General features: G+C 43.8%; 12 protein-coding genes and 1 pseudogene. 6 read left to right on the top strand and 7 right to left on the bottom strand.

Annotation, left to right across the window (positions count from 1 at the left end; all coding sequences use genetic code 11):
* The 6 genes from ACTJKG_RS06610 to ACTJKG_RS06585 all read left to right on the top strand — a co-directional run bounded on the left by ACTJKG_RS06610 (nucleotide 1) and on the right by ACTJKG_RS06585 (nucleotide 11,871).
* Nucleotides 1–1,608 (top strand): glycoside hydrolase family 28 protein, encoded by a 1,608-nt coding sequence (locus tag ACTJKG_RS06610; RefSeq protein WP_172333122.1) that lies wholly within the window; start codon nucleotides 1–3, stop codon nucleotides 1,606–1,608.
* Nucleotides 1,609–1,629: 21 nt separating this feature from the next.
* On the top strand, nucleotides 1,630–3,687 hold the full coding sequence (locus ACTJKG_RS06605) for a hypothetical protein (protein WP_440738707.1): 2,058 nt from the start codon (nucleotides 1,630–1,632) through the stop codon (nucleotides 3,685–3,687).
* A 20-nt stretch (nucleotides 3,688–3,707) separates the two neighbouring features.
* Complete coding sequence (locus ACTJKG_RS06600) at nucleotides 3,708–4,550, top strand: ATP-binding protein (protein ID WP_253952128.1); 843 nt, start codon at nucleotides 3,708–3,710, stop codon at nucleotides 4,548–4,550.
* A gap of 1 nt (nucleotide 4,551) precedes the next feature.
* Nucleotides 4,552–7,131 (top strand): glycoside hydrolase family 95 protein, encoded by a 2,580-nt coding sequence (locus ACTJKG_RS06595; protein WP_440738706.1) that lies wholly within the window; start codon nucleotides 4,552–4,554, stop codon nucleotides 7,129–7,131.
* 4 nt (nucleotides 7,132–7,135) lie between these two features.
* Nucleotides 7,136–9,280, top strand: a complete 2,145-nt coding sequence (locus ACTJKG_RS06590; protein ID WP_440738705.1) for a glycoside hydrolase family 31 protein — start codon at nucleotides 7,136–7,138, stop codon at nucleotides 9,278–9,280.
* A gap of 110 nt (nucleotides 9,281–9,390) precedes the next feature.
* Nucleotides 9,391–11,871 (top strand): mechanosensitive ion channel family protein, encoded by a 2,481-nt coding sequence (locus tag ACTJKG_RS06585; RefSeq protein ID WP_440738704.1) that lies wholly within the window; start codon nucleotides 9,391–9,393, stop codon nucleotides 11,869–11,871.
* Between the two features lie 254 nt (nucleotides 11,872–12,125).
* Here the strand turns inward: ACTJKG_RS06585 and ACTJKG_RS06580 are convergent, their stop codons facing one another.
* From ACTJKG_RS06580 to ACTJKG_RS06550, 7 genes and pseudogenes are all read right to left on the bottom strand, one after another.
* Nucleotides 12,126–14,177, bottom strand: coding sequence for a hypothetical protein (locus ACTJKG_RS06580; RefSeq protein ID WP_440738703.1), 2,052 nt, complete (start codon nucleotides 14,175–14,177; stop codon nucleotides 12,126–12,128).
* 33 nt (nucleotides 14,178–14,210) lie between these two features.
* On the bottom strand, nucleotides 14,211–15,674 hold the full coding sequence (locus ACTJKG_RS06575; protein ID WP_440738702.1) for a hypothetical protein: 1,464 nt from the start codon (nucleotides 15,672–15,674) through the stop codon (nucleotides 14,211–14,213).
* A 70-nt stretch (nucleotides 15,675–15,744) separates the two neighbouring features.
* Entirely contained in the window at nucleotides 15,745–17,343 is a 1,599-nt protein-coding gene (locus tag ACTJKG_RS06570) for a solute:sodium symporter family transporter (protein WP_440738701.1), read from the bottom strand.
* Nucleotides 17,344–17,354: 11 nt separating this feature from the next.
* The gene (locus ACTJKG_RS06565) at nucleotides 17,355–18,365 is read right to left on the bottom strand and encodes a winged helix-turn-helix domain-containing protein (protein WP_172333130.1); all 1,011 of its coding nucleotides are present in this window, start codon (nucleotides 18,363–18,365) and stop codon (nucleotides 17,355–17,357) included.
* A gap of 407 nt (nucleotides 18,366–18,772) precedes the next feature.
* A complete protein-coding gene (locus ACTJKG_RS06560; protein WP_440738700.1) occupies nucleotides 18,773–20,395 on the bottom strand; it encodes a RagB/SusD family nutrient uptake outer membrane protein in 1,623 nt (540 codons plus the stop codon).
* Nucleotides 20,396–20,414: 19 nt separating this feature from the next.
* Nucleotides 20,415–23,318 (bottom strand): annotated as a pseudogene (locus tag ACTJKG_RS06555) (SusC/RagA family TonB-linked outer membrane protein); the annotation flags it as partial.
* Between the two features lie 725 nt (nucleotides 23,319–24,043).
* A complete protein-coding gene (locus ACTJKG_RS06550; RefSeq protein WP_172333133.1) occupies nucleotides 24,044–24,706 on the bottom strand; it encodes an adenylate/guanylate cyclase domain-containing protein in 663 nt (220 codons plus the stop codon).
* Between the last annotated feature and the right edge of the window lie 160 nt (nucleotides 24,707–24,866).

Below are 24,866 nucleotides of genomic sequence, written 5' to 3'. Positions count from 1 at the left end.
ATGTACAGATCGATCAGGCTCCTGCTGGTTATGCTCACTATCGTAATCAGTAGTTTAAATTCATTTGCTGCCGATGTGGATATTACGGCCTATGGTGCGGTGGGCAATGGTACCACGCTTAATACCGATGCTATTCAAAAAGCTATTGATGCCTGTTATAAAAGCGGTGGTGGTAAAGTTATTGTTCCGGCCGGTACATTTTTAACCGGTACCATCGCGCTGAATGATAATATCACACTCCAACTAAAAAAAGGGGCCATTATACTCGGCAGTACGGATGTTAACGATTATAAAAACCTTGACCCTTTTGTGGATGGCCTGGGCATAAGCGTGGGCTGGGCATTGGTGGTTGCTGTTGATAAAAAGAACATAGCTATAGAGGGCGAAGGTATTATTGACGGACAGGGATCAAAGTTAAAAGCACAGCAGATACAAACCGATACCCGCCCGGAATCACAACGCTGGGGCCGACGCCCGTTTTTGTTACGGGTGGTGCGGTGTCAGCATGTTTCGGTAACAGGTGTTACGCTCAATTATTCAGCTGCCTGGACATCGCACTACTTTCAATGTAAACAGGTGAATATCAAAAACGTAAAGATTGTGAGCAGGGGAGTAGCACATAACGATGGTATGGATATAGATGGCTGTCAGGATGTAACCATTAAGGGTTGTGACGTAAATAGTGGTGATGATGCCCTTTGTTTTAAAACCACATCAAGCAAAATGGCTTGCAGGAATATTGTGATATCCGGCCTGCGCTTAAAAAGTGGCCAGGGAGCTATCAAGATCGGCACCGAATCCATGGCAGCGTTTGAAAATATCAAAATATCGCAATGCTATATTTATGATACTACCAATGGTGGTATTAAACTGCTTTCGGTTGATGGAGCCCGGATCAATCATATCGATATCAGTGATATTACTATGGTAGAGGTAAAAACGCCTATGCTCATTCGCTTAGGTGCTAGGCTTAGCGTGTTCCGGAAGGATCAGGACATACAGCAACCGATCGGGGCATTGGAAAACGTAACCATCAGAAATGTAAAGGCCAAAGCGGCCGATAACGCGCAACTCATGCCACCGTCCGGTATCCTGATAACAGGCATCCCTGATCATCCCATCAAAAATCTGACTTTGGAAAACATCGAGATCAACCTGGCCGGCGACGGTACTGCCGAAAATGCCCGGCAGGTGGTACCTGAGGCAATTGATACATATCCGGAAGTAAAAACCTTTGGCCCGCTGGTACCGGCTTATGGCATTTGGGCCAGGCATGTGGATGGCTTAAAGCTTAGAAATGTAAAGCTTACGCTGAGTCATAATGACCTTCGCCCGGCTTTCATTGGCGATGATGGTAAAAACATTGAGATAATTAACTGGACGATTCCTGAAACTACCGGTGCGCAAGCTATTATCAGATTGGAGAATGTAGCCGGAGCTCGTATAAACAATAATACTGGAAGCGGTTCAGCTAATGTATTTGTACGAGTGGAAGGCAATGCAAGCCGCGATATACATGTTCTGGAAAACAAACTATCCGGGATATCAAAAAAAGTGGAACTGTCTGCTGATGTGAAAGCTAATGCAGCTATTTCGGATCACGATTAATAAATAATTAATGTGCCTAATATGAAGGTAAATACATACAAAATACTTTTAGGTTTCTTGAGCTTGCTGCTCCCTGCTTTAGTTTCTGCCCAGCAAACTGTTTTACCCATGCAAACAGATCGCTGGGCTATCCAGGCAGACGGCAGTATTAAATGGACGGTCAATAATCGTCTTCCGCATACAGATCATATCGAAATGTCGGGCGAAAAAGTGTCCGTTTGGGTGTTGTATGGTATTGACAGCGCAGGTAGATCATCTATTTCCCGCACGGTAGTATTTCCTACATTCAGGATGTTGCCCGATGGTACACGTACTCATATTGATTACACCTTTGGTGATAATGAGTTACCCCGTTTTCTGATCAATAACCGGCAACTGAAAACTGATCTGGCTACAGGCAAAAAATCGGGCGATCTGACCTATAATATCAAAAGCATCAGTCATAAAGGCATTATGCGTATAGCCGCCACTTCGGGCAATCCGGCATTGGTAAAAATTGACCGCAGTATTTTTCCTTCTGTAGATAAACCTATGGTGGTGGAAAAATTTGTGTTCACCAACATCACCGATAAGCCGGTGAATATTATTATGGAGTACATGCGACGTGAGGAAAGAACCGACAGCGCCAAGAGCAAGGTACGGCCGCACACAGTGATCATGGGGACGGTCGATCATGGCAGCAGGATGGTACAGCCCGGTGCAAATACTAGCTTCTCGGTTTATTACCTGGCCACAGATTTTCCCGCTCAGCCAATTACAATTAATCCTGATGCAGAAGAGAAGGCTCGTGAAAAACGAATAAATACCATTTTAACGCCCTTGCAGTTACAAACACCGGATACTTTATTGAATACCGCATTCGCATTTGCCAAGATCCGTGGAACAGAGAGTATTTACAAAACCAAGGTAGGTTATTTGCACGGTCCGGGTGGGCTGGCTTATTATGCCGCTATCTGGGCCAATGATCAGGCCGAATATATTAGTCCTTTCTTCGCGTTTTCGGGTGATAGCATCGGTAACCTTTCGGCCATGAACTGTTATCGTTTATTTGCTAAATATATGAATCCTGAGTACAAACCCATTCCCAGCTCTATAGTAGCTGAGGGCGACGCGGTATGGAAAGGCGCTGGTGACCGTGGCGATCAGGCCATGATCGCTTATGGAGCTTCGCGCTATGCTTTAGCTTGCGGTCAGCCTGATTCTGCCAAAAAACTATGGCCGTTGATTACCTGGTGCCTGGAATACAGCCACAGGAAACTGAATGATCAGGGGGTGGTTAACTCCGATCATGATGAGCTGGAAGGTCGCTTCCCGGCGGGTAAAGCCAATCTGTCGACAAACAGTTTGTATTATGACGCGCTGATATCCGCGGTCTATCTGGGCAAGCAATTGCATCAACCCAAATCACAAACCGACGAGTACCTGAAACAAGCCGCCGAGCTTAAAGGCAATATCGAAAAATATTTTGGGGCGAACATAGACGGTTTCGATACTTATAAATATTACGAAACCAATGATGTGCTGCGCGCCTGGATCTGTCTGCCGCTTACCATGGGCATTTTTGACAGGAGCGAAGGAACCATCAATGCCCTGTTCTCGCCCAAATTATGGACAGCCGATGGTTTATCCACTCAAGCCGGTAAAGAAACCTTCTGGGATCGGTCGACCTTATATGCGCTTCGTGGTGTATTACAGGCCGGCAAAACCGAAAAGGCTATGGATTATCTCCGTTATTACTCACGCAGGCGGCTCTTGGGCGAACATGTGCCTTACCCGGTAGAAGCATATCCCGAGGGTAATCAAAGACACCTATCGGCCGAGAGTGGTCTCTATTGCCGTATTTACACTGAGGGTTTGTTTGGCATGCGGCCAACGGGCTTTACTACCTTTAATTGCACTCCAAGATTGCCAATTGGATGGAATAAAATGACAATAAATAATATACATTCTTTCGGCCATATATTCGATCTTACCATATCCAGACAAAGCAAGGATAAACTGCTAATTACTGTTACAGAAGGGAGTAAAGTAATAAAATATAAAATAAATGATGGCGGTACACAAGCTGTTCAATTATAACTACCAATAATTTAAAACCTATGAATCCATTTTTTAAATATATGATGGTTGTTGTAGCTACCATCACTATACACCATACGTTTGCTCAAACTCACCAGCTGGAAAAGCTTTGGGAAACCGATACGGTGGTAAGGGTGCCCGAATCTGTTTTGCCCGATCTGAAAAAAGGTATTCTGTACGTATCCGAGATCGACGGAAACCCCAATGCAGTGGATGGTAAGGGCGGTGTGGCTAAAATTGGTTTGGATGGCAAGATCATCGATCTGGATTTCACTATGGGTTTAAACGCGCCGAAAGGATTGGGAAGGTTTGGCAATGTACTGTATGTGGCCGATCTGTCGGAAGTAGTAGTTATCGACATCAACACAGGTAAGGTAAAAAACAAGATCGCTATCGACAGCGCTAAAGCCTTAAATGACATTACAGTTAATGATAAAGGAATAGTTTATGTATCCGACAGTAAAACCAAAAAGATCCACCGGATTGAAAAAGGAAAAGTAAGCACCTTTTTAACAAACATAGGGGGCGTAAATGGTCTTAAAGCTGTAGGCCCTGATCTTTATATCCTCGGGGGGCAAAAATTTATAAAATCGGACAATAAAGGGAATTTAACATCTATTACTACACTTAGTTGTGGTGGCGATGGACTGGAGGCTGTTGGTAATGGTGATTTCTTGATCACGTGCTGGTCGGGCCATATATTTTATGTAACTGCCGATGGTAAAATTGAAGCCTTGTTGGATATGCAGGATAAAAAGATAAATACTGCCGATCTGGCTTATGATCAGGTAAAACACATTCTGTATGTGCCTACATTCTGGGGCAAAAAAGTGATCGCTTACAAATTAATAACTACCAAATAATATGGGGTTTACTAAAATTCAGTTTCTTAAAAGCTGCCTGATCCTGGCGGGCATAGCGGGGGCAAGCCTGGTTTCTGCCCAAACACGCAGTAATGATGCGTATTTAAAATTATGGTATAACAAACCTGCAGCCGCCTGGGAAGAGGCGCTGCCTTTGGGCAATGCCACAACGGGGGCCATGGTTTTTGGCGGTGTAACTCATGAACGTTACCAATTGAACGATCATAACTTATGGTCGGGTTTTCCGGAACCAGGAAATAATCATCAGGGACCTGAATACTTGCCTCAGGTACGCAAAGCTGTATTTGATGGTGACTTTGAAAAGGCCGCCGACCTGTGGAAAAAGCATTTGCAGGGCCCGTATACAGCCCGTTACCTGCCACTGGGCGATCTGCTGCTGGATTTTAACTTGAAGGATAGCACGCATTACTATCGAGATCTGGATTTGAATAATGCCGTTGCAAGCGTGAAATATGAAGCAAATGGAGTTCATTATACCCGCGAAACGTTTATTAGTTACCCGGATAAGGTAATGATGATCTATATCACTGCCGATAAAAAAGGTGCGATCAATTTTACAGCCGGTCTGCAAAGCAAGCTGCATTTTACGGTAGCGAATGAGGGCAACAGTAAGCTGATATTAAATGGCAAGGCCCCGAGCTATGTGGCTAATCGCGATTACGAATCCCGGCAGGTGATCTATGATGAACCCAAAGGCGAAGGCATGAATTTTCAAATCGGCCTGAAAATCAGGAATACCGGAGGGAGCATAACGGCTTTGAATAATACTTTACAAGTTAGCGCAGCTGATGAAGTGTTGATTTATCTAACCGAAGCCACCAGTTTTAATGGCTTTAATAAATCGTCCGGACTGCAGGGTAAGGATCCTGCTGTTGAAGCCAACGCTGGTTTGCTTGCTGCATCTCAAAAAACGTATGAACAATTGAAACAACGGCATGTAAGCGATTATCAGCGTTTGTTTAAACGGGTTGAATTTAATTTAGGCGTCGACGCTGTAATGATAAAACAGCCAACAGATGAGCGGTTGAAAAATTTCAAGGTAGCCAATCCTGATAAGCAACTACAAACATTGTATTATCAATTTGGCCGATATTTGCTGATTTCCAGCTCAAGACCGGGTAGCGCCCCAGCCAATCTACAGGGCATCTGGAACGATCAGGTATCACCACCATGGGGTAGTAATTATACCACCAACATTAATACCGAGATGAATTACTGGCTGGCCGAAAATACCAATCTATCAGAATGTCATCAGCCATTGTTTGATTTTCTGAAAGAACTTACCGTAAATGGGGCCATTACCGCTAAGGAAAGTTATGACATCAACGAAGGCTGGGTTGAACATCACAACAGCGATATATGGGCCAAAACATCCACTGTGGGTGGTTATGATCATGACCCCAAGAGTTCGGTGAAATGGTCGGCCTGGCCAATGGGTGGAGCCTGGATGAGCCTGCACCTTTATGATCACTATCTTTTTACCGGTGATAAGGCCTTTCTAAGTAAAACCGCTTATCCCATTATGAAAGGTGCCGCGCAATTTATGTTGCATTGGCTCGTAAGTGATCCCAAAACAGGCTATCTGGTAACCAATCCTTCCACATCTCCCGAAAATACCATCAAAATTAATGGTAAGGAGTATTTGGTAAGCATGGCCTCTACTATGGATATGTCTATCATTCGTGAATTATTCCAGGATTGTATCAGCAGTGCACAAATATTGGGTACTGATAAGGCTTTCGCAGCTCAGGTAAAAGCCGCTTATGATAAGTTATATCCTTTTCATATAGGAAAACACGGGCAATTACAGGAATGGTTCCAAGACTGGGATGACCCCGCGGATACACACAGACATATATCGCACCTGTTTAGCTTGTTCCCCGGCCGGCAAATCTCGGTATTTAATACGCCACAACTGGCCGCTGCCGCCAAACAATCTATGATATACCGCGGAGATGTAAGCACAGGCTGGTCAATGGCCTGGAAAGTGAACTGGTGGTCGCGTATGCACGATGGAAATCACGCCTACAAGATATTAGGCGCAGCATTTAACTATATGGATCCGGTGCAGAAGAAAGAACAGATGAGCGGAGGAGGTACTTATCCTAATTTGTTCGATGCACATCCACCTTTTCAGATCGATGGGAACTTTGGCGGCACGGCCGGTATGACCGAAATGCTGCTACAAAGCCAGAACGGCGAAATAGAACTCTTGCCGGCACTGCCGGATGCCTGGGCCGATGGCAGCATTAAAGGCATCAAAGCCCGTGGCAATTTTGAAATAGCTATCAACTGGAAAAAAGGTAAACTGACTAAAGCATTACTCAAATCAAACCTTGGCGGAAATTGCCGGTTACGCACACCTGTTCCCGTAAAGGTGATTGAAGTAAGCAGCAAGCGTGCTGTTGGTACTAATAAAAATATATTGAACATTCCACCTACTAAACCAATATACCAAAAAGTTGACGACGCTAAGCTGGCGGATATCAGCTTTAATAAAGGTTATGTAATTGATTTTGCCACCGAAAAAGGCAAAAGCTACACCATTATACCTCAATAATAAGATGAAGATTTTGAAGCGTTTTTTACTGTTTTGCCTGGTTTTCATATCCACAGAGATACTTAAGGCACAATCCATCACCTGGACAGAAGTTGAGCCAGGAATATGGAAAGGCGTCATCGGCAAGCCCGAAGAGTTTAACCTGTTGAAAGTGGCAGGAGCGCAGCCATATCATGCAGGTTTGCAGCAAATGCCTAAGGCAATATTTCCGTTGGCACAGAGCGAAATCACTGGCCGTGTTCAGGATGGTAAAACCTATCTTCGCTTCCCTTTGGAAAAAAAGGAGCAGATATTTGGCTTTGGCTTAAACTTTCAAACCGTATTTCAACGTGGTAAAGTGCTTACGCTGCATGTAGATAATTATGCAGGTAAGGATAATGGTCGTACGCATGGGCCTACGCCCTTTTATGTATCATCTAACGGGTATGGCATATTTATCAATTCGGCCAGGTATATCAATGTGTATGCCGGTACAGCTGTAAGAAGAGATAGTAAAATAGATCCTGAAGTAAAAGACAGGAATCTGGATAAAACATGGAGCTCACACCCTTACTCAGACGGCGTGGAAATGCTGATACCAGCGGCAGGGGTAGAGATATATGTATTTGCTGGCCCGACAACTTTAGATGCTATACGGCGCTATAATTTATTGAATGGCGGCGGTTGCCTGCCACCGCGCTGGGGGCTTGGCTTTACCCAGCGAATGCAGCGTTTAACCGATGCCCATGGTATTGCAGCCGAAGCACAGGCTTTCGAAGAAAAAGGTTATCCATTAGATTTTATTGGTCTTGAACCCGGCTGGCAAAGTAAATCGTACCCTTGCACTTTTGAGTGGGACAAAACCCGCTTCCCCGATCCTAAAACCCTGGTGCAGGATATGCTGAAAAAGAATATCAGGCTCAATTTATGGACAAACCCCTACGTATCGCCCGCGGCTCCCGTTTATAAAGATATTTTACCTTACAGCGGTTCGCACACTGTTTGGAACGGTATCGTACCCGATATCAGCATGCCCGAAGCACGGAAGATATTTTTTGGCGAATTGGAAAAAGGTAAGATAGATATCGGCATCAGTGGCTATAAAATGGATGAGGTTGATGGGGGAGATAATTATTTATGGCCCGATGTGGCTGTTTTCCCCTCGGGACATGATGCCGAGCAAATGCGCCAAACCTATGGCTTAATGATGCAGCGCTACACCGCCGAAATTTATCACCAGCGTAACCAGCGCACATTTGGATTGGTTCGTGCCTCAAATGGCGGCGGTTCATCATTCCCTTACGTGATCTATAACGATTACTATGATCACCGCGACTTTATAACTGCTTTAGTGAATAGCGGCTTTGCCGGGGTTTTATGGACACCGGAAGTACGCTCATCTAAAACAGGCGAAGAGTGGTTGCGCAGGTTCCAATCCAATGTATTTTCGCCCATGGCCATGATCAATGCCTGGGCCAGTGGCACCAAACCATGGTCGTTTCCTGAAGTTGCCGAGCAGGTAAAGATAATGGCTAACCTGCGTATGCAAATGATGCCTTACTGGTACAGTGCGTTTGCCAAATATCATTTTGAGGGCATTCCGCCTTTCAGGGCCATGTACCTGGAAGAAGGTTTTACCACTGATGTTAAAGCAGAGAATAAAAAACAAAGCCTGGAAGAAAATCCATACGAAGAGGCCGTGACCAAGGAGGTTAAAGACCAGTATATGGCTGGCGAGTATTTACTGGTAGCCCCAATGTTTGCCGGGCAAATCAGCAGAAAAGTAATATTACCCAAAGGCAAATGGTACGATTTCTATACCGGGAAATATGCCGGGGATGGAGAAGTGATCAATGTTGAACCTGGCTTGGATAAGATCCCGGTTTATGTTAAAGATGGTGGTGTAATACCCATGATGCCGGTAATGCTGCACGCCCCCAAATCGGGGCAGAAGGTTGATATTGAAGTAAGATACTATGGTGATAAACCCGGTAATTATTCTTTATACGATGATGACGGCGAAACCTTTGATTATGAAAAAGGCAACTATAGCTTCAGGAAAATCGCAGTGCAAAAAGTAAACGGGAAAATAAAAGGCTCCATTACACCTGCAGCAAAAGGCAAACCGGATAATGTTGGTAAAGTAATTTTCAAAGCGATGACGATGTAATATTTATATAACAACGGGTAACTTATTTCTTCGGGTAAAAAAAGAAGTTTTTACATTTACTGTATGGTATATTAATGCCATTAAGCGGATACTAACGTAAAAACATCTTTATGAAGAACTTGCAGCACCGGGTACTTTTATCCTATTTGCTATTATTATCCTGCATGGTGGCAGCTGCGCAGGATAATACGCACCTTAAATCAAAAAAAGTACAGCCCGATTCGGTGAAAAAATCACAGGATGCGCCCGGTAAAAATAAAGGGGGCCGTGTGTCAAGTTTGTTTGCCGACTCTGCCAAGCTTACCAGCAGCGATTACCAGGAGCACATCGAAAATACGTATATGGTTCTCAATAATATAGAGAACAAGGGTGAATTGGGCCTGCAGATCAATACCATCACGATGAAATTGAAAGATGCCGACTCTATACTATTTGTACTGAAAGATAATGTGCTTAATAACAGCGGGGCACTAAATCTGCGAAACCTACAGGTATTCCGCACCCTGATTCAGAACATCCAAACAGATCTTAAGGAACACCGAACAATACTGGATAGCACCGATAATAAACTAACTGCTCTTAAGGGTAGCTTGAAAGTTTTGAGGAATGATACGGTATTGAGGCAGTTGATCCGTGATTCGGTAATTCGTAAGCAATTCGCGGCGCAGTTAAAAGATCTGCGTGGCGTATGGCTGAGCAGTACCGGAACGCTGAAAAAAAGCCTGGGGATCATAAATCGCTTGCAAACGCATACCTCGTCAAGTATGATCACTACGGTGCAGTTGCTGGATAAGGTAAATAATCTGCTTACGACATCTTCGATCCGCATTTTTGGTAAAGAATATAATTATCTGTGGGAAAAGGATACCATCAGCTTAACTGCAAATGCCCGTTCATCATTTGGTAAAGCCTATCAGGGCGAAAAGAAAGCGCTGAATTATTATTTCAAAGACACCGGCAATAAGCGGTTATTCCTATTGCTCATCGGCACATTATTCTTTGTGTGGATCTATCGTAACATCCGCATACTGAAAAAAAGGAATGCTGTAGAAAGTGTTAGTCAGATGAATTTTATCTATCTCCCTTCCGGGTATATTGTTTCGGCATTTGTGGTCATGTTCACCATTGCGCCCTTGTTCGATCTCCATGCACCTTCAACCTACATCGAGTCTATGCAGTTTTTCCTGATGATCATCCTTACGGTGATCTGCTGGAAAAAATGGCCCCGCGAATTATTCAGGTACTGGATAGTGATGGTGGTACTTTATCTCTGTTTCTCGTTTACCCACCACCTGTCCGATCCCGGATTCTGGCAACGGTTCCTGTTGATATTACTCAACGTGTTTTCCTTCATTTTTGGTTTGCTCTTTCTTTCAAAAATGCGGCAACATCTGCATTTGAAAGGTTTTTTACGTTTTGTGATCATCCTGCATAATGTGATGAATGTGCTGGCCGTCATCTTCAATATATGGGGAAGGGTTTCGCTGGCACAAATATTAGGCAATACGGCTATATTTTCCTTTATGCAGGCCATAGGACTGGCTGTGTTTAGTCAGATCTGTGTAGAGGCTATATTGCTGCAGATTGTAGCCAGTCGGGTTAAAAGAGGCCATACAGGTGCTTTTGAATATGAGCATGTGCTAAAAAGCTTCCGCCGGCTTATTCTTTTCCTGGTGGTTGTTTTGTGGCTCATAGTATTTACCACTAATTTGAATATCTATACTTCGTTATTAGGTGGCCTGACCGATTTTCTGAAAGCAAGCCGTAGTATAGGCAATGCTTCCTTTACTATCGGTGGAATACTGCTCTTTTTCTTCATCATTTGGGTTGCGCACTTGCTGCAGCGTTATGTGGGCTATTTTTTAGGCGATACGGATACAGAGGAGGATATCAATGACAAAGGGCAACGTTCCAGGTTGTTGGTTACCAAGCTTATTTTACTTTGCCTGGGATATTTACTGGCCGTGGCTGCTTCGGGTGTACCGGTTGATAAGATAACCATTGTTATTGGCGCATTGGGTGTAGGTATAGGCTTGGGCTTACAGAATATCGTCAATAATTTTGTATCCGGTATTGTGCTGATCTTTGACCGACCGCTTCAAATAGGGGATGTGGTGGAAATAGGCGACCGTGCCGGAAAAGTGAGAGAAATAGGGCTACGTTCCAGTACGCTATTAACATCAGAAGGGGCAGAAGTGATCATTCCCAATGGTGATATACTTTCGCAAAAGATTGTAAACTGGACACTCTCCAATAGCCAGCGACGCATTGAAATGGATATCGCTGTTGGCGGCAGTACCGATATGGAAGTAGTTTCATCAGCTATCAAAAAAGCGATATTGGTTTCAAAATACGTTTATCAAAGTCGTGAGCCACAGATCTTATTTATCAAAGTAAATGATGATGGATTTGATGTAAAGGCATTCTTTTGGATCAGCGACATGTCCAAATCAGGTGAAGCAAAAAGTGAGATACTGCTTTTTCTGCATGAAAAACTGAATGCAGAAAATATGGTCATTAAACCGGAGAAGAAAGAAATATACGTCTTTCTAAATGAAAAACCAGATTCCAAAGACACCGATACGAAATAGGAATAACAGGACTTGAAATCAAAAGAGGCTGTATCATTAATCATGATCAGCCTCTTTTTTATTTATACAGCCTTAGATTGGACAGGTTGGCTCAATTAACAAAAAGTGGGTTTACATGGGTTTACACTTTTTGGGGTTGATATTGAGTTATTTTATTGATAATCAATTAATTATAAATTTTTACGTCAAAAAAGTGTAAACCCACTTTTTGTATAAAAATCGTCGGCTAAAGATCAATTCATATGTGCACGAAATTAGTCCAGCTTAAATGTTAACGGAGTTTTTCCTGTCCATGTTTTTTGGATGGTTTTGCCTCCGGTTGGTGTAACTGTTACTCTTTCACCGGCGCCCTGCCGTGTTACTGCAATATCAAATGAACGGCCAAAGGCTTTAACATTTTTTAAGTTCATAAAATTCCAACCATTTGGCAATCGGGTACTTAGCGTAAAGGAACGGAACCCCGTGGGCCTGATGCCAAACAATCCTTCAGTAAATATGCGGCAATATAAACCACTCTCTGCCGAAAGATGCCTTTGGTTGCCTTCAGGGTAAGCTTCAACAGGGTAGGGCACATGTTCGCCTAAAAGTCGGCGACGTGAATAGTAGCGCAAAAAAGTCATGGCTTGCTCTGTTGCCCCGGCCTGTAGTACGCCACGAAGCGCGTATAAGGTAGAGCGATCCCAAAAGGTAGTTTGCCCGGCTTGCGTAGCCAAACCATCGGCCCTCCATAATTGGGGCGAAAACAGCGCGTCGATAGTGCTTTTACTCCGGTCATATATACCCATGGTGAGCGGTATGCAGATCCAGGCGCGCAGCACATCGTTGGTTTCGTAATATTTGTAAGTATGAAATCCGGCTATATCGGCACCAAAATATTTTTCGATATTAACTTTAAGCTGAGCTGCTTGCCGCGTATACTGTTCGGTTTGTTGTTGAGGCAATTGTAATTGACGGCTAAGCAATGCTGCCGATACCAGTGCGTCATAATACAAGCAATTGGTAGACAGGTTGGCTTTACCCGATGGGAACCTGCCCTCCAACTCATCACTTTTTGATTCCACAACACCCTGATCATTGATATGCCTGCGACTATACTCCAGGCACCAGGAGATGAGCGGCCATAGCACTTTCGCCGAATCGGCACTGCCATAGGTAAGCGCATATCTTGATGCGCCGTAGGCTATCATGGCCTGATCTCCGCGATCACCGGCGCCTTTCCAAACCGTATCACCCTCGGCTACGATGGAACTTGGAAGGGCATTATAATCCGGATTCATATATTTAGCGAACATCCGGTAAGCATTCATGGCAGAAAGGTTCCCTAGCCTGTCGCCAGATATAGCAAAATAGGGATTGATATATTCGGCCTGGTCATTGGCCCAGATGGCAGCATAATAGGATAAGCCCCCCGGCCCATGCATGTACCCGCCCTTTGTTTTAAAAATGCTTTCCGTAGCCCTGATCTTGGCAAAAGCAAACATGGCATTCAGGATACTGTCTGGTGTTTGTAACTGTAATGGCGCCTCAATTTCAGCTATCCGGTTTTGACGTGCCTTTTCTTCCAATTGAGGGTCAACAGATGGGAGAGATGAGGGATGATCAGTAGCACGGTAACAAACGGAAAACGTGTATGCTTGCCCGGGTTGCAATACCCTGCTACCGTCATTTACCGACTGCATGATCACCGTATGAGGCGATCCTTTGCTTCTCAGGGTATCGGTAGTTACCTCTCGTTTTAAATGCTCTACAGATATCGTTACCGCTTTATTACTGATGTTGGTGAATGTATACTTTTCTATAGCGAGCGGTTTATCTACGGATGGAAAAAGTGCACGTTCTATTTTAACCGAATTGGGATTGCCAAACAGCTCCTCCATACGCATAATGCCCTGTTGAGTAATGCTTTTGGTAAACACACTAACATCCCCCTCCGATGTAGCAGGTCGCAATAGTTTGCCGTCTATATACATCCTCGGTAAGGCATTATCGTCAAATGTATAAGCGATATGGCTGCGGGTATCATCAGGCAGCATACGAAAAGTAGGGAAAACCACTGTACGGGTAAGATGGCTGATTTTGGATGCATCTACCTTATAGGCAACCCATAAGGATACCTTCTCGCCAGACATTTCTATATGATCGGCATGGGGCAGGCGGTCTTTGATGTTCCAGGTGATGCTGCCATCTGTTTGTAAACGCCATCTGTCATCTTGTTGAGGTAAAGCTAATTTTTGGGCATAGGATAAGGAGCATTGCACAAGAAATGCTGATGCGGTGAGCAGGAGTTTATGAAAGTAAGATTTCATTAAATGTTTTGTATGGTACGATGGATGCTTTTATTATTTCACGCTGACTTTTACCTGATTCCCAGGTTTAACCATCACTTCTGCAAAGGATATGACCTTCCCCTGCGAATCCTTTTCTTGTTTGATGGTTAACGGTTTACCGCCAGCATAAGCCTGATGATACCTGCCGTAAAACATAGCTTTCCATTTCAGCGGCTGTTTCCCGCGGTTGATTAATGAGGATTGACGAGTATCAAGATGAGTCACATCTACTAAAGTATTCAGTAATGGCAGGTTACGGATTGCCGCGTTACCGTTATCGGTTGTTTTAAAAATAGTACTGATGCTATGCTGGCGTACATCGGGCGCAATACCCATTAAGCCCTGAACAATGCCTTCTATCACACCAAAAGAAACCTCCGGATACTCCCTTCTTGCCGTACTTTCGTCAGATAGGTACAGGATATAATCCCTTGCTTTGTTCCATGAACCTTTGTTATAAAATATCAGCGGTAAGTACGAAGTATTCTCTACGTTCCATGTTTTGGAACTAAGGTGGGCTAATGTTTGAGTTACACGGCTGTGATCTTTCAGTGCATCAAACCAAAGCAAAAAGGTTTCGCCTTCATCTTTTCCAAAACGGTTGTCATTACTGTAATAAGTATAGTATAATTTATCTTTTTCGTCCCACCAATGGGCCTCCAGTTGTTGGCGGTATTTCTCGGCTTTCAGGCTGTATAAGGCTGCTTCTTTTGGTTTGCCTTTTTCTGCTAATATGGCCGAGTAGGTGAGTAACCCCCTATACAAGGCAGCGATCAGATCGGCACCGGTTTTTAAGTTGGCAATTCCTTCTGAGTAAGAAGGTAAGCCTCGGCAGCGATGAAATGAGTCGCTTTCATTAAAAGGCACCGGGGCATTGGGATGGGCCGGTCGGTTTAACATAGAGTCGGCCGACAGCACCCAGGCATTTATATAATCGTTTACCGTCTTTTCCTGGAAATGTACAAACGCGGGGTTGTTGATATAATATTTGTCGCCCGTCCATAAATAAAGTCGCCAGCTGGCACATAACACGTCAAAATTGGCGGGCAGGTTATACCAAAATTCGCGGTCATTCCTGTAATCCTCCGGAGCAGGTTTCCCCGCTTTATTGATCTCCCAGTAGGAACACCAGTTTTTTGACGCCGATATATTGCTTGCGAACAAGGTGAACATATTTCGGTTTTGCTCTTTTAAACCCAATATCTCGGCGCCGATACTTTGGTGCGATACATCGCGCATACAAAACGCGTCGCGGGGAGGTAGTGCCGATTCGTACCATGGCCCTACAGGATCATTCACATGACCTTTATAGTGCAAAGCCATGTTTTTGGCCCATACAAAGGCCTGCTCTACTTTTTTATCCGAGGAGGAAAAAGTTACACCATTATCCTGGGCCGTAGCAGCTGAAAAAGAAATGGTGCCAAGTATCACTGCAGGAGCAAATGTCCGGCGTGCTAAAGAAATAATTATACGCATATTTAATCAAATATTCTGGTCTATTCTGGTCTATTTTATAAAAATAATTATTTTTATTTATTGTCCAAACTTATTTTGCAAGTATCAGCGGAGAAAACAAAATAAACATCAGGATCATGAGAAGTAACAGGATGCCATTATAAACGTGCCGGTTCTTCCATGGAGTCATATTTACCACAGTATTAAGCTTTTGCTGATAGGGTACAGGCATCGGATAGATCTTGCCGATAAGCAGCATGAGTCCGCAGGTTATCAGAAATAAAATGGCTAAAATGTGCAGGAAATGAAGGTGCGTATCGAATACCAACTGGGTAAGGCCATAAGTTACTATAAAAAACACCAAACCCACTTTAGCCGCAATAGCTGGTACTCGCTTAGTCACAAAACCCATAAACATAATGGTGAAAATGGGCACGTTAAAAAATCCGTTCACAATTTGTACATAGGTATAAAAGCCATTTTTAACAAAAATGATAAATGGCGCGATGAGCATAGCGGTTAAGCAAATGATGATCTCAAACCTTTTTGCTGTTATGATCAGGTCTTTCTCGGCAGTTTGCCCGGAACGTTTTTCCTTCCAGGGCTTATAAATGTTGAGTACAAACAACGTGCTCGAACTGTTGAGCCCCGCGTTAAATGTAGTAAGCGCTGCGCCAAAGATGATAGCGGCGATATAACCGGCTATAAAAGGCGGCGATACTAAACTATCCAGCTTTGGAAATACTTCGGCTGTGTTATCTAAATGGGTAAAAATATGTACGGCGATTAAGCCTGGAATATTTAAGAGCAATGGCGATATCAGCTTACCCAGGCAGGCTACCGCTATTCCTTTTTGGCAATTTTTAAGGTCTTTTGAAGCCAAAACCTGCTGAACAATATATTGCTCGGTGCCCCAATAATATAAGTTCACCAATAACATACCGGTAAACAGGGTACCAAAGGGGATAGGATCTGAGGCCGAACCTATACTATTCAGATGCTCCCGATGCGTGTTCAACAGGATATGCAAACCCTGCATAATACTGCCTTGCCCAAGGTACCTGAGCCCGAAAAATGGCAGTAAAAGTCCCCCTGCAAAAATACCGAGGCCAAGCAGGGTATCCGAAATCGAGATAGCTTTTAACCCTCCCAGCAGTGCGTAAAGGCAGCCAACAGTACCCATTACCCAGATGAGTACCCAGATGGTTGTCCAGTAATCGGTATGCCAGATCTCTGAAAAATGAAACAGCCCGTTAAAGGCAACCGCCCCGCTGTACAGTACTGACGGTAACAGGTTAATAATGTAGCTGATCAAAAAAATAAAGGAAACCAGTTTTCCCATACCCTGGCCATATCTGGCTGTGAGATAATCGGGTGTGGTGGATATTCCCAGTTTAAGATACATAGGCATCAAAAACTCCGAAACCAGCAGCATGGCCAGTACGGAGGTTATGCCCCAGGCCATTACCGACATGTTGTGGGTGTAGGTCAATTCGTTTTCGCCTATAATGGTGGCCGTGTTGATATTGGTAAATAGCAAGCCGCCGCCTACCAGTAAAAAGCTCAAACTGCGGTCGGCCAGGAATAAACCATTCAGGGTGTTGAGTTTGCTTTTTCTTGATTTATACCAGGATACCAAACCCACGATGCCGGTAAAAAAAAGAAAGCTGATAAAAATAACCCAATTCACCTTTGTATGATTTAAAGCGTATTCCGTTCAAACAGGAGCATCGGTACCGTTAAACTGATTTTTTCTTTATTCAGTATAGCTTGCCCGGCCAGTTTACCCATGTTCGAAAAATCGGCAGAGAAAGTAGTGATCCCGATGATCTCTTTAGCCGGCTCATCGTTGTGCGAAAGTATGCCCAGGTCTTTGCCCGGGATCAGTTTCTGACTGTTACAATCGCGCATGATCTGCCATAGCGCAAAGTTGTCGAGGGTAAAATAAACTTTTCCCTTTTCAACGGTGCCTGGCGTGTATTCGTTGATGATGCGGCCCTTGATATTAAAATCTTTCAGGAATTTTTTGAACGATTTAACGATCTCTTTAGGGTCTAACGAACCGGGCGAGTGATAAAATATCATTTCATCAAACCGGCTTATTTTAGGCGCTAATTGGGAGAATATTTTATAAGAAGATTGGCCGAATTCCTGGGTTATATGGTTAAAATCGCCTTCCAGTGGTTCATACCGGTCAAACATCAGGAGTTTATTACGCGGGATAGCCTCCAGTAGTTCTTTGGTTTTGGAATGGGGGATAGGCGCAATCACGTACATGCCATACTTTCCTTTGATCTGGGTAAGGATGGTTTCAAATATCTCGATATCACCGTGATGGAAATATGGATTTAAACGGATGTTTTGCCCCAATTCATGACGGAAATTGCGATAGAATTGCTCTTCAAAAGTATCCAGGTTATACATGAGGAGGGCCACATTTAAGGTTTGCTCCGTATTGCCGTTGCCTACAAAATACCCCAGCCTGTTTTTTGATTCAACTATACCCCTGCTGATCAGATCTTTATAACCTTTGATGATCGTTTCCCTCGAAAACCCCAATTCTTTGATCAACCTGTTTACCGATGGGAGCATTTCATCTTGCCCGATCACTTTTTCGTTAATGGCGTTGATGATTCCCTGCACAAAACGATCATGTTTGGAATAAGATGGTATATCTGTCAGTTTTTTTATCTCTTGAAAAATTCTATCCATTTTCACTTGTAGATTTTAGACAAAGTAAGAAAAAAGGCAGCAAGCAGTTGCCCGTTTTCTTTATTAATTTGATTGCTTAGGTTTAAGTTTAGCTCATCTGAAAACTTTTTAAACCTTTAATTTTAACACTTTTTTAGTCAAAAACTCGATAAAGACGCTTCTATTTTGGTAATTTAAGTAAGTTTCAATGCCACTTTAACACTTTTTAATACGTTTTTGAGGGGTTTTGAAAACTTTAAAAAGTATGAAGTACTTGACATTTAAAACGCTGGTTTTAGTCCTGTTTTGGACTTAACTAAACAGCCCGCTTCTCTTGTTAAAGGAGAACCGGGCTGCCTGATTCATAAAACATACGAGATATTTGCCCGTGTTACAACTGAAGTCGTATGATAGATTATTACATTAAATCAATAGCCGGGGTTTTGCTTCAGGCTTTTATTCAGGTCAATCTCCGTTTGCGGAATTGGCCACAGATAATTTTTGGCAGCGTCAAACACGCGGGGCGTCCCCACTTTTATGGTTGTTCCCGGGGTTAAGGTAACCGTGCCGGTTGTTTGGTTAACCGTACCCAGTAAACTTCCGGTCACCTGTCCATTCATCACCTGCTGACCGATCTGCCAGCGTTGTATATCAAACCAGCGAAGACCTTCTACAGCCAGTTCTACTCTTCTTTCCCTGCGCAACAGGGTGCGAAGGCTTGCCTGATCGTTGTACTTTGACTGATCAACCACTGGCATATTTACGCCTGTTCTTGTCCGTACCGCGTTGATGTCATCATAAACCGAGGCATCTATTTTATTACTCTCGATTTTAGCTTCTGCATCCATGAGTTTTATTTCCGCGTAACGTATCAGGATCACGTCCATACCTACCTGGTCCATATTTGGGAAATCGGCAATTACCGGCGTGTATTTGCGCAGGCCATAAGCCGAAGGGCTGCAGTTGTTATCGCCCCAATGATCTAAAGTTTTCGGACTGCTCGAAATAGGATCATAGTAAAAGCCATAAGGCAATTTGCTACTGTATTGCGCGCCCGGATAAAAAACAGTTGCGCTAAGCCGTGGATCCCGGTTTTGATAAGGCTGTGCCGGGTTGTAACCCGATGCCGGATCGTCAATAGTTTTACCATTGCTTGTTTCATAGGCATCAACCAAACTTTGGGTAGGGGCAATGGAATTATAACCACCCAATGAGTTGATGGTCATGTTTCGGGCCCATCCAAAATTATTGTCGCTGGCTTTAAACTGCACATCCAGTATTACCTCCTGGTTATCTGCAAAAGGCTGACGGAACAGATTGACATAGCTTGGGTATATGCTATAGGTAAAAGGAGCGGTCATCAGTTGCTGGCAGTCGGCTATACATTGTGTGTACATTTGGTTAAACAGCTCAATCCTTGCTTTTAAAGCGATGGCGGCACCACGGGTAACGCGCCCAACATCCGAACCAGAGTAGCTAACAGGCAGGTCGGGAGCTATCGCGGTAAGCTCTTTTAATATAAATGTCACCACATCAGCTTTTGGTGTTTGTGTTACTTTATTGGCTTCATCAGTTGTCAGGTTATGCTCAACCAGTGGTACAGCTCCATACAATTGACTTAACGTAAAATACTCATAGGCTCTCAAAAAACGGGCTTCGGCTATTGTTCTGGCTTTGAGTGTGGCATCCATACTGGCACCGCCTACATTATCTAAAAACCAGTTGCAGGTTTGTATACAGCTGTAATTCCATTTGGTATACCCGGGATTGGTTGGTGTGGCAATACCGGCTGATAGGGCCAGCCAATTTTCCCATGGAAACTGGTCAAAGGTATTATCGGAATTGTTATCGGCAAAAACTCCGTAATAGCCATTATTACCGCCACCCCATTTTGAATAGCAGCCGTTGAGGGCTGCCAGTACGTCGCCAGATGATTTCCAGAGCACGGTATTGGTATACGAATCTAAAGGAGCCCTGTCGAGGAAATCTTTTTTACAGCCCGATGATGCCAGCGTGGCTAAAATAATTAAGGTTATGAATAGATTTTTCATTGAAGTATTTTTTTAATCATTAAAATGTTACCTCGAGACCAAGGGTATTTGTTTTTAGCTGCGGGTATGATCCGTAAGCGTTGTTCCCTGTAGTGGTTTCGGGGTCAACCCATTTGTAAAAGCTGGTGAACGTGAGGATATTTTGCCCGCTGTAATAGATCTTAACACCTTTTACACCCAGTTTGGCGAGAGTGTTAGCAGGCAGGGTATAGCTCACCAGTAAATTCTTTAATCGTAAATAAGAGGCATTGCGTACCCAAAAAGATGATACAAAGCTTTGCGGATTGTTTTGTGTATAGGTTGACCACAAGCGCGGGAATGTAGCCGAGGTATTGGTTGGTGTCCAGGCATCAAGCAGGGCAGTGGTAGGGTTACCAATGTTGGCTTGTTGTAATGAACCCAGTTCAAAACCCTGAACATAGTTCTTCACACCCAATGCTCCCTGGAAAAAGCCGCTCACGTTAAATCCTTTCCAGCCTGCACCCAGTGTAAAACCAAAGGTAGTTTTAGGGAAAGGCGAGCCCAGGTACACGCGGTCATTACCGTCAATAACACCATCGGGTTTGCCATTTGGGCCGCTGATGTCTTTGTACATCAAATCGCCGGGGCCAATAACACCGCCGCTTTGTTTGGCGTGGTCAGTTACCTGTTGTTGTGTCTGGAAAATACCTTCTACCTGGTATCCGTAAAATGCCTGGAGCGGATAACCCACCACTCTTCCGCTGGAAATGGAGCCGGTACCTGCCAGATCAGTAATTTTATTAGTGATGAATGAAGCGTTAACAGCGATATTATAAGATACATTACCGATCTTGTTTCTGTACGCGGCGCTGAATTCCCAGCCCGAATTACGCACGGCACCGGCGTTTTGATAAGGTGTTGAAAAACCATAAACATTACTGGCCGGTAATTGCAATAATATATCGTTGGTGTTTTTTACAAAATAGTCGGCTGTAAAAGTCAAATTGCTATTCAATAGCTCCATATCCAAACCTACATCGGTAGTAGTTGTTTTTTCCCAGGTAATGTTTGGATTGGCGCCGTTGTTTAGCGCTATACCAGGCGCAAGAGTTTGATTAAAGGAATAATTTTGCCCGCTCGATATAACCAAAATTCCGGGATATGCAGCCGGGATATTGAGGCCGCCCGGAGAGCCCAGCGTTTGATTACCTAACTTACCCCAGGAACCCCGCAGTTTAAGCATAGGAATGGCATTTGATAAAGAGCTGAAAAAGGCCTCTTTCGAAATGTTCCAGCCGGCAGAAAAGGATGGATAAAGCCCCCATCGCTGGCCTTGTATGAACCTTGATGAACCATCATCACGCAGGTTGGCCTCAAACAGATATTTGTCATCATAGGCGTACCGGGCACGGCCAAAATAGGATAACAGCGCCAACTGACTGGAAGTACCGCCGTTTTGCTGCCCCAATGACGGTGCCGCGTTTATTTCTGACAGGGAACTGTTGAGGAAATTTTGCCTGTAAGCATACAGATACCGGTACGTAGTTAACTCCTGCGAGCTACCGGCCAATATGTTGATGCTATGTTTGCCAAAATGCCTGTCGTACTCCAGTAATGCCTGCAGATTATAGTAATTATTGGTAGAATTGGCATTGGCTATTGAACTTTGACTTATAGTTGTTAAAACTGTAGTTGGGTGCTTGGGATCATAATAAGTATCGGCGGGTTTAAACTCCTGCGAAGGATTTGCATTGTACCTGTAAGCGAATGACGGTTTAAAATGCAGCCCTTTGATTGGTTCCCAATCAGCTCCCGCATTGCCTGTGAAAAGAGAGTTCTGGTTGTTATTATAGCCTGGTGAATTAAGCCAGGAGATGGGGTTGCCAAAAGAAAGATAATTGTAAACACCATTTTTATATTGATTTACCACCGTGCTGCTCATAGCTGCTGTTGTACCAATAATACCACCTATATCTCCGCCTCCTAAGCCATCTGGTGCTTCGGTAGGGGCATATAAAAACGATAGGTTAGCATTTACACTAAGGTTTTTGGTGATGGCCGAATTGATATTCATACGGGTTGAATACCTTTTATAGTTTGATTTTTGTATGATACCGTCCTGTTGAAAATAGCCCAGGGAAAAAGCGTATTGGGTTTTATCATCGCCTCCGCTGGCATTTACAGCATGATTTTGCTGAAGACCGCTTCCCTTATATAAAAAGCTCTGCCAATCAGTATTGGGATGCGTATCCGGGTCGGTTTGATTTTTGAACAAAGTGATGTCATTGTCTGTCCAGTATGGAGCCTGACCTTCGTTTGCTAATGCCTGATTATATAAAGTAGCAGCCTGCCATGAAGGTAAAAAATCGGGCAGATGGGTTGGCTTTTGCTTGCCCGCATAGCCGGTATAGTTTATCTGCATTTTGCCGCTTTTACCACGTTTGGTAGTTATCAGTATCACTCCGTTGGCAGCCCGTGATCCATATATCGCCGCCGAAGCCGCATCTTTCAACACAGAAACCGATTGTACATCATTTGGGTTTACGTCTGACAGATTGCCGATGATACCATCAATCACCACCATGGGATTGCTGTTGTTCAATGTACCAATGCCACGCACATTAATGGCACCTGTTGAGCCGGGCTGGCCACCTGTGGTGGTAACAGTAACTCCGGCCATGGTGCCCTGTAAGGCATCATTCAGGTTGGTAACCGGCCGGTCCTGAAGTTCTTTTGCTCCAATTGCCGATACCGAGCCTGTAAGGTTGGCCTTTCTTTGCGTTCCATAAGCTACCACCACTACCTCGCTAAGGTTCCTGGTTTTTTTGTCTTCGGTCATGGATACATTTCCATCCCAATTGCCGGTAACCTTTACTGTTTTTTTCTCATAACCCAAAAAGGAGAACACCAGGGTGGCATTTTCCGGCGCGTTGATTTTGTAAGATCCATTGACATCGGTGGTGGTGCCTTGCTGGTACCGACAAGACTAACACTGACAGAGGGCATGGGTAAACCCTGTTCATCTTTAACGTGGCCCGAAATGGTTTTAACTTGTTGGGAAAAAGATTGTTGAACGCTTAGCAGCCAAACACAGCAAAGCATAACAAGTCCCAGGGTTTTAGGTACTTTTCTTTTCATAATCGATTTAAATTAATTGGTCTATTCTGGTCTATTCTAAAAATAAAAATAGTAACTTTTTGAATACAAACAAATTTATTTTTGCATGACCGGGAATTTCATTGGATTTTATGGCCGGAATGGCTCCTCCAAATGAGTATTGGGTATATAAAAAAGAAGGGAGAGGGGCAAATAGTAAATTCTCCCTATAGATAGAAAGGAGGGTTATGAGGATTGCAAACAAGGAATAGGGGTAACCTATCTCCGGCAGGTAATGCTATTATTTAAGGGATTTTGTAAACCCCATCCGGGTTGAAGCTTTGTAGAAAAAAGCCGATTCCTATTCAGTGCCGTAGGTACTGTACTCAAGTTGCACACCTACGGCATGCACAATGCTTATTATTTGTTTGCTACAAAGCTTTTGCTCCTACGGAGTATGCTTAATTTAATGACATTGTCTCGTGCACGGGGAAAATTACTATACCTTTTTAATGAGTGTCGCTGAATTGGCACCAAATTATGCTAATGAAGATTATTTTACTAAATGACAGCCGCTTAAACTATTTGTATTTAACCCGAAATGGCTAGTAAATAATCCAGATCCGGGTGAGCAGTACGGTAGGGTTTGCCTGCCAAACGGATCTGCTGCCCTTCACTAATGCCCTGTAACTTTACCGTTTGGTGCAGGGCAATGGCTCCGTCATCGATCAGCAATTGGTACGCATCCTCAGAAATGATCATATCGTTGTTCAGCTCTTTAGTTTTAGCCTGAAGCCTTGACGCGATGTTAACTGGTAAACCCATAACAGATAATTGTGGTGCATTATCCAGGCCATACTCGCCTATAAATACTTTTCCGGCATGTAGTCCCACTCCAATTTGTAATGGCCCACCATAATAGGGTTCAGCGTAAGCATCGTTAAACAGGGTAACCGTTTGAAACATTACTTTAGAGGCCTGGTAGGCATTATTTACCGATTCTTTTAACCCTGTTTGTAAGCCAAACACGGCGTATAAGCTATCACCGGCAATTTCAACCACTTTACCCTCGAATTTTTTGACAATCTGATTAAAAGCCGTGAATAAACGACGAACCACCTGTATAACGGTTTGGCCTGGCTGTGCTTCCAATAAACCGGTAAAGTTCCGGATATCCAGAAATAAGATAGCCAGTTCCCGCTCCTGGTCTGGCGGGCCAAGGGTTGGGTTTAGTATAAGGTGATTATTTTCCATAATAGTACGACGATTAAGCGTTTAAAACATTTTAAGCAATTATAAAATATGACCAGTTTGATAATGTAGCAAAACTATTACCTCGACATTGTTGTAACCAGTTAAAAACGGGGAAGCGGGTTGGTTACTCGGTAAACGCCCTGTTATGAGCGGTAAACTT

The organism is Mucilaginibacter sp. 22184, assembly GCF_052045695.1.
In the GTDB taxonomy this organism is placed as follows: Bacteria; Bacteroidota; Bacteroidia; order Sphingobacteriales; family Sphingobacteriaceae; genus Mucilaginibacter.
This window is presented reverse-complemented; position numbering and strand designations above follow the sequence as displayed.

Bases quoted from the DNA above. Each gene is read 5' to 3' on its own strand.
- ACTJKG_RS06575 (WP_440738702.1), bottom strand. From the start codon at position 15,674: ATGCGTATAATTATTTCTTTAGCACGCCGGACATTTGCTCCTGCAGTG.
- ACTJKG_RS06595 (WP_440738706.1), top strand. From the start codon at position 4,552: ATGGGGTTTACTAAAATTCAGTTTCTTAAAAGCTGCCTGATCCTGGCG.
- ACTJKG_RS06550 (WP_172333133.1), bottom strand. From the start codon at position 24,706: ATGGAAAATAATCACCTTATACTAAACCCAACCCTTGGCCCGCCAGAC.
- ACTJKG_RS06565 (WP_172333130.1), bottom strand. From the start codon at position 18,365: ATGGATAGAATTTTTCAAGAGATAAAAAAACTGACAGATATACCATCT.
- ACTJKG_RS06605 (WP_440738707.1), top strand. From the start codon at position 1,630: ATGAAGGTAAATACATACAAAATACTTTTAGGTTTCTTGAGCTTGCTG.
- ACTJKG_RS06585 (WP_440738704.1), top strand. From the start codon at position 9,391: ATGAAGAACTTGCAGCACCGGGTACTTTTATCCTATTTGCTATTATTA.
- ACTJKG_RS06580 (WP_440738703.1), bottom strand. From the start codon at position 14,177: ATGAAATCTTACTTTCATAAACTCCTGCTCACCGCATCAGCATTTCTT.
- ACTJKG_RS06560 (WP_440738700.1), bottom strand. From the start codon at position 20,395: ATGAAAAATCTATTCATAACCTTAATTATTTTAGCCACGCTGGCATCA.
- ACTJKG_RS06590 (WP_440738705.1), top strand. From the start codon at position 7,136: ATGAAGATTTTGAAGCGTTTTTTACTGTTTTGCCTGGTTTTCATATCC.
- ACTJKG_RS06610 (WP_172333122.1), top strand. From the start codon at position 1: ATGTACAGATCGATCAGGCTCCTGCTGGTTATGCTCACTATCGTAATC.
- ACTJKG_RS06600 (WP_253952128.1), top strand. From the start codon at position 3,708: ATGAATCCATTTTTTAAATATATGATGGTTGTTGTAGCTACCATCACT.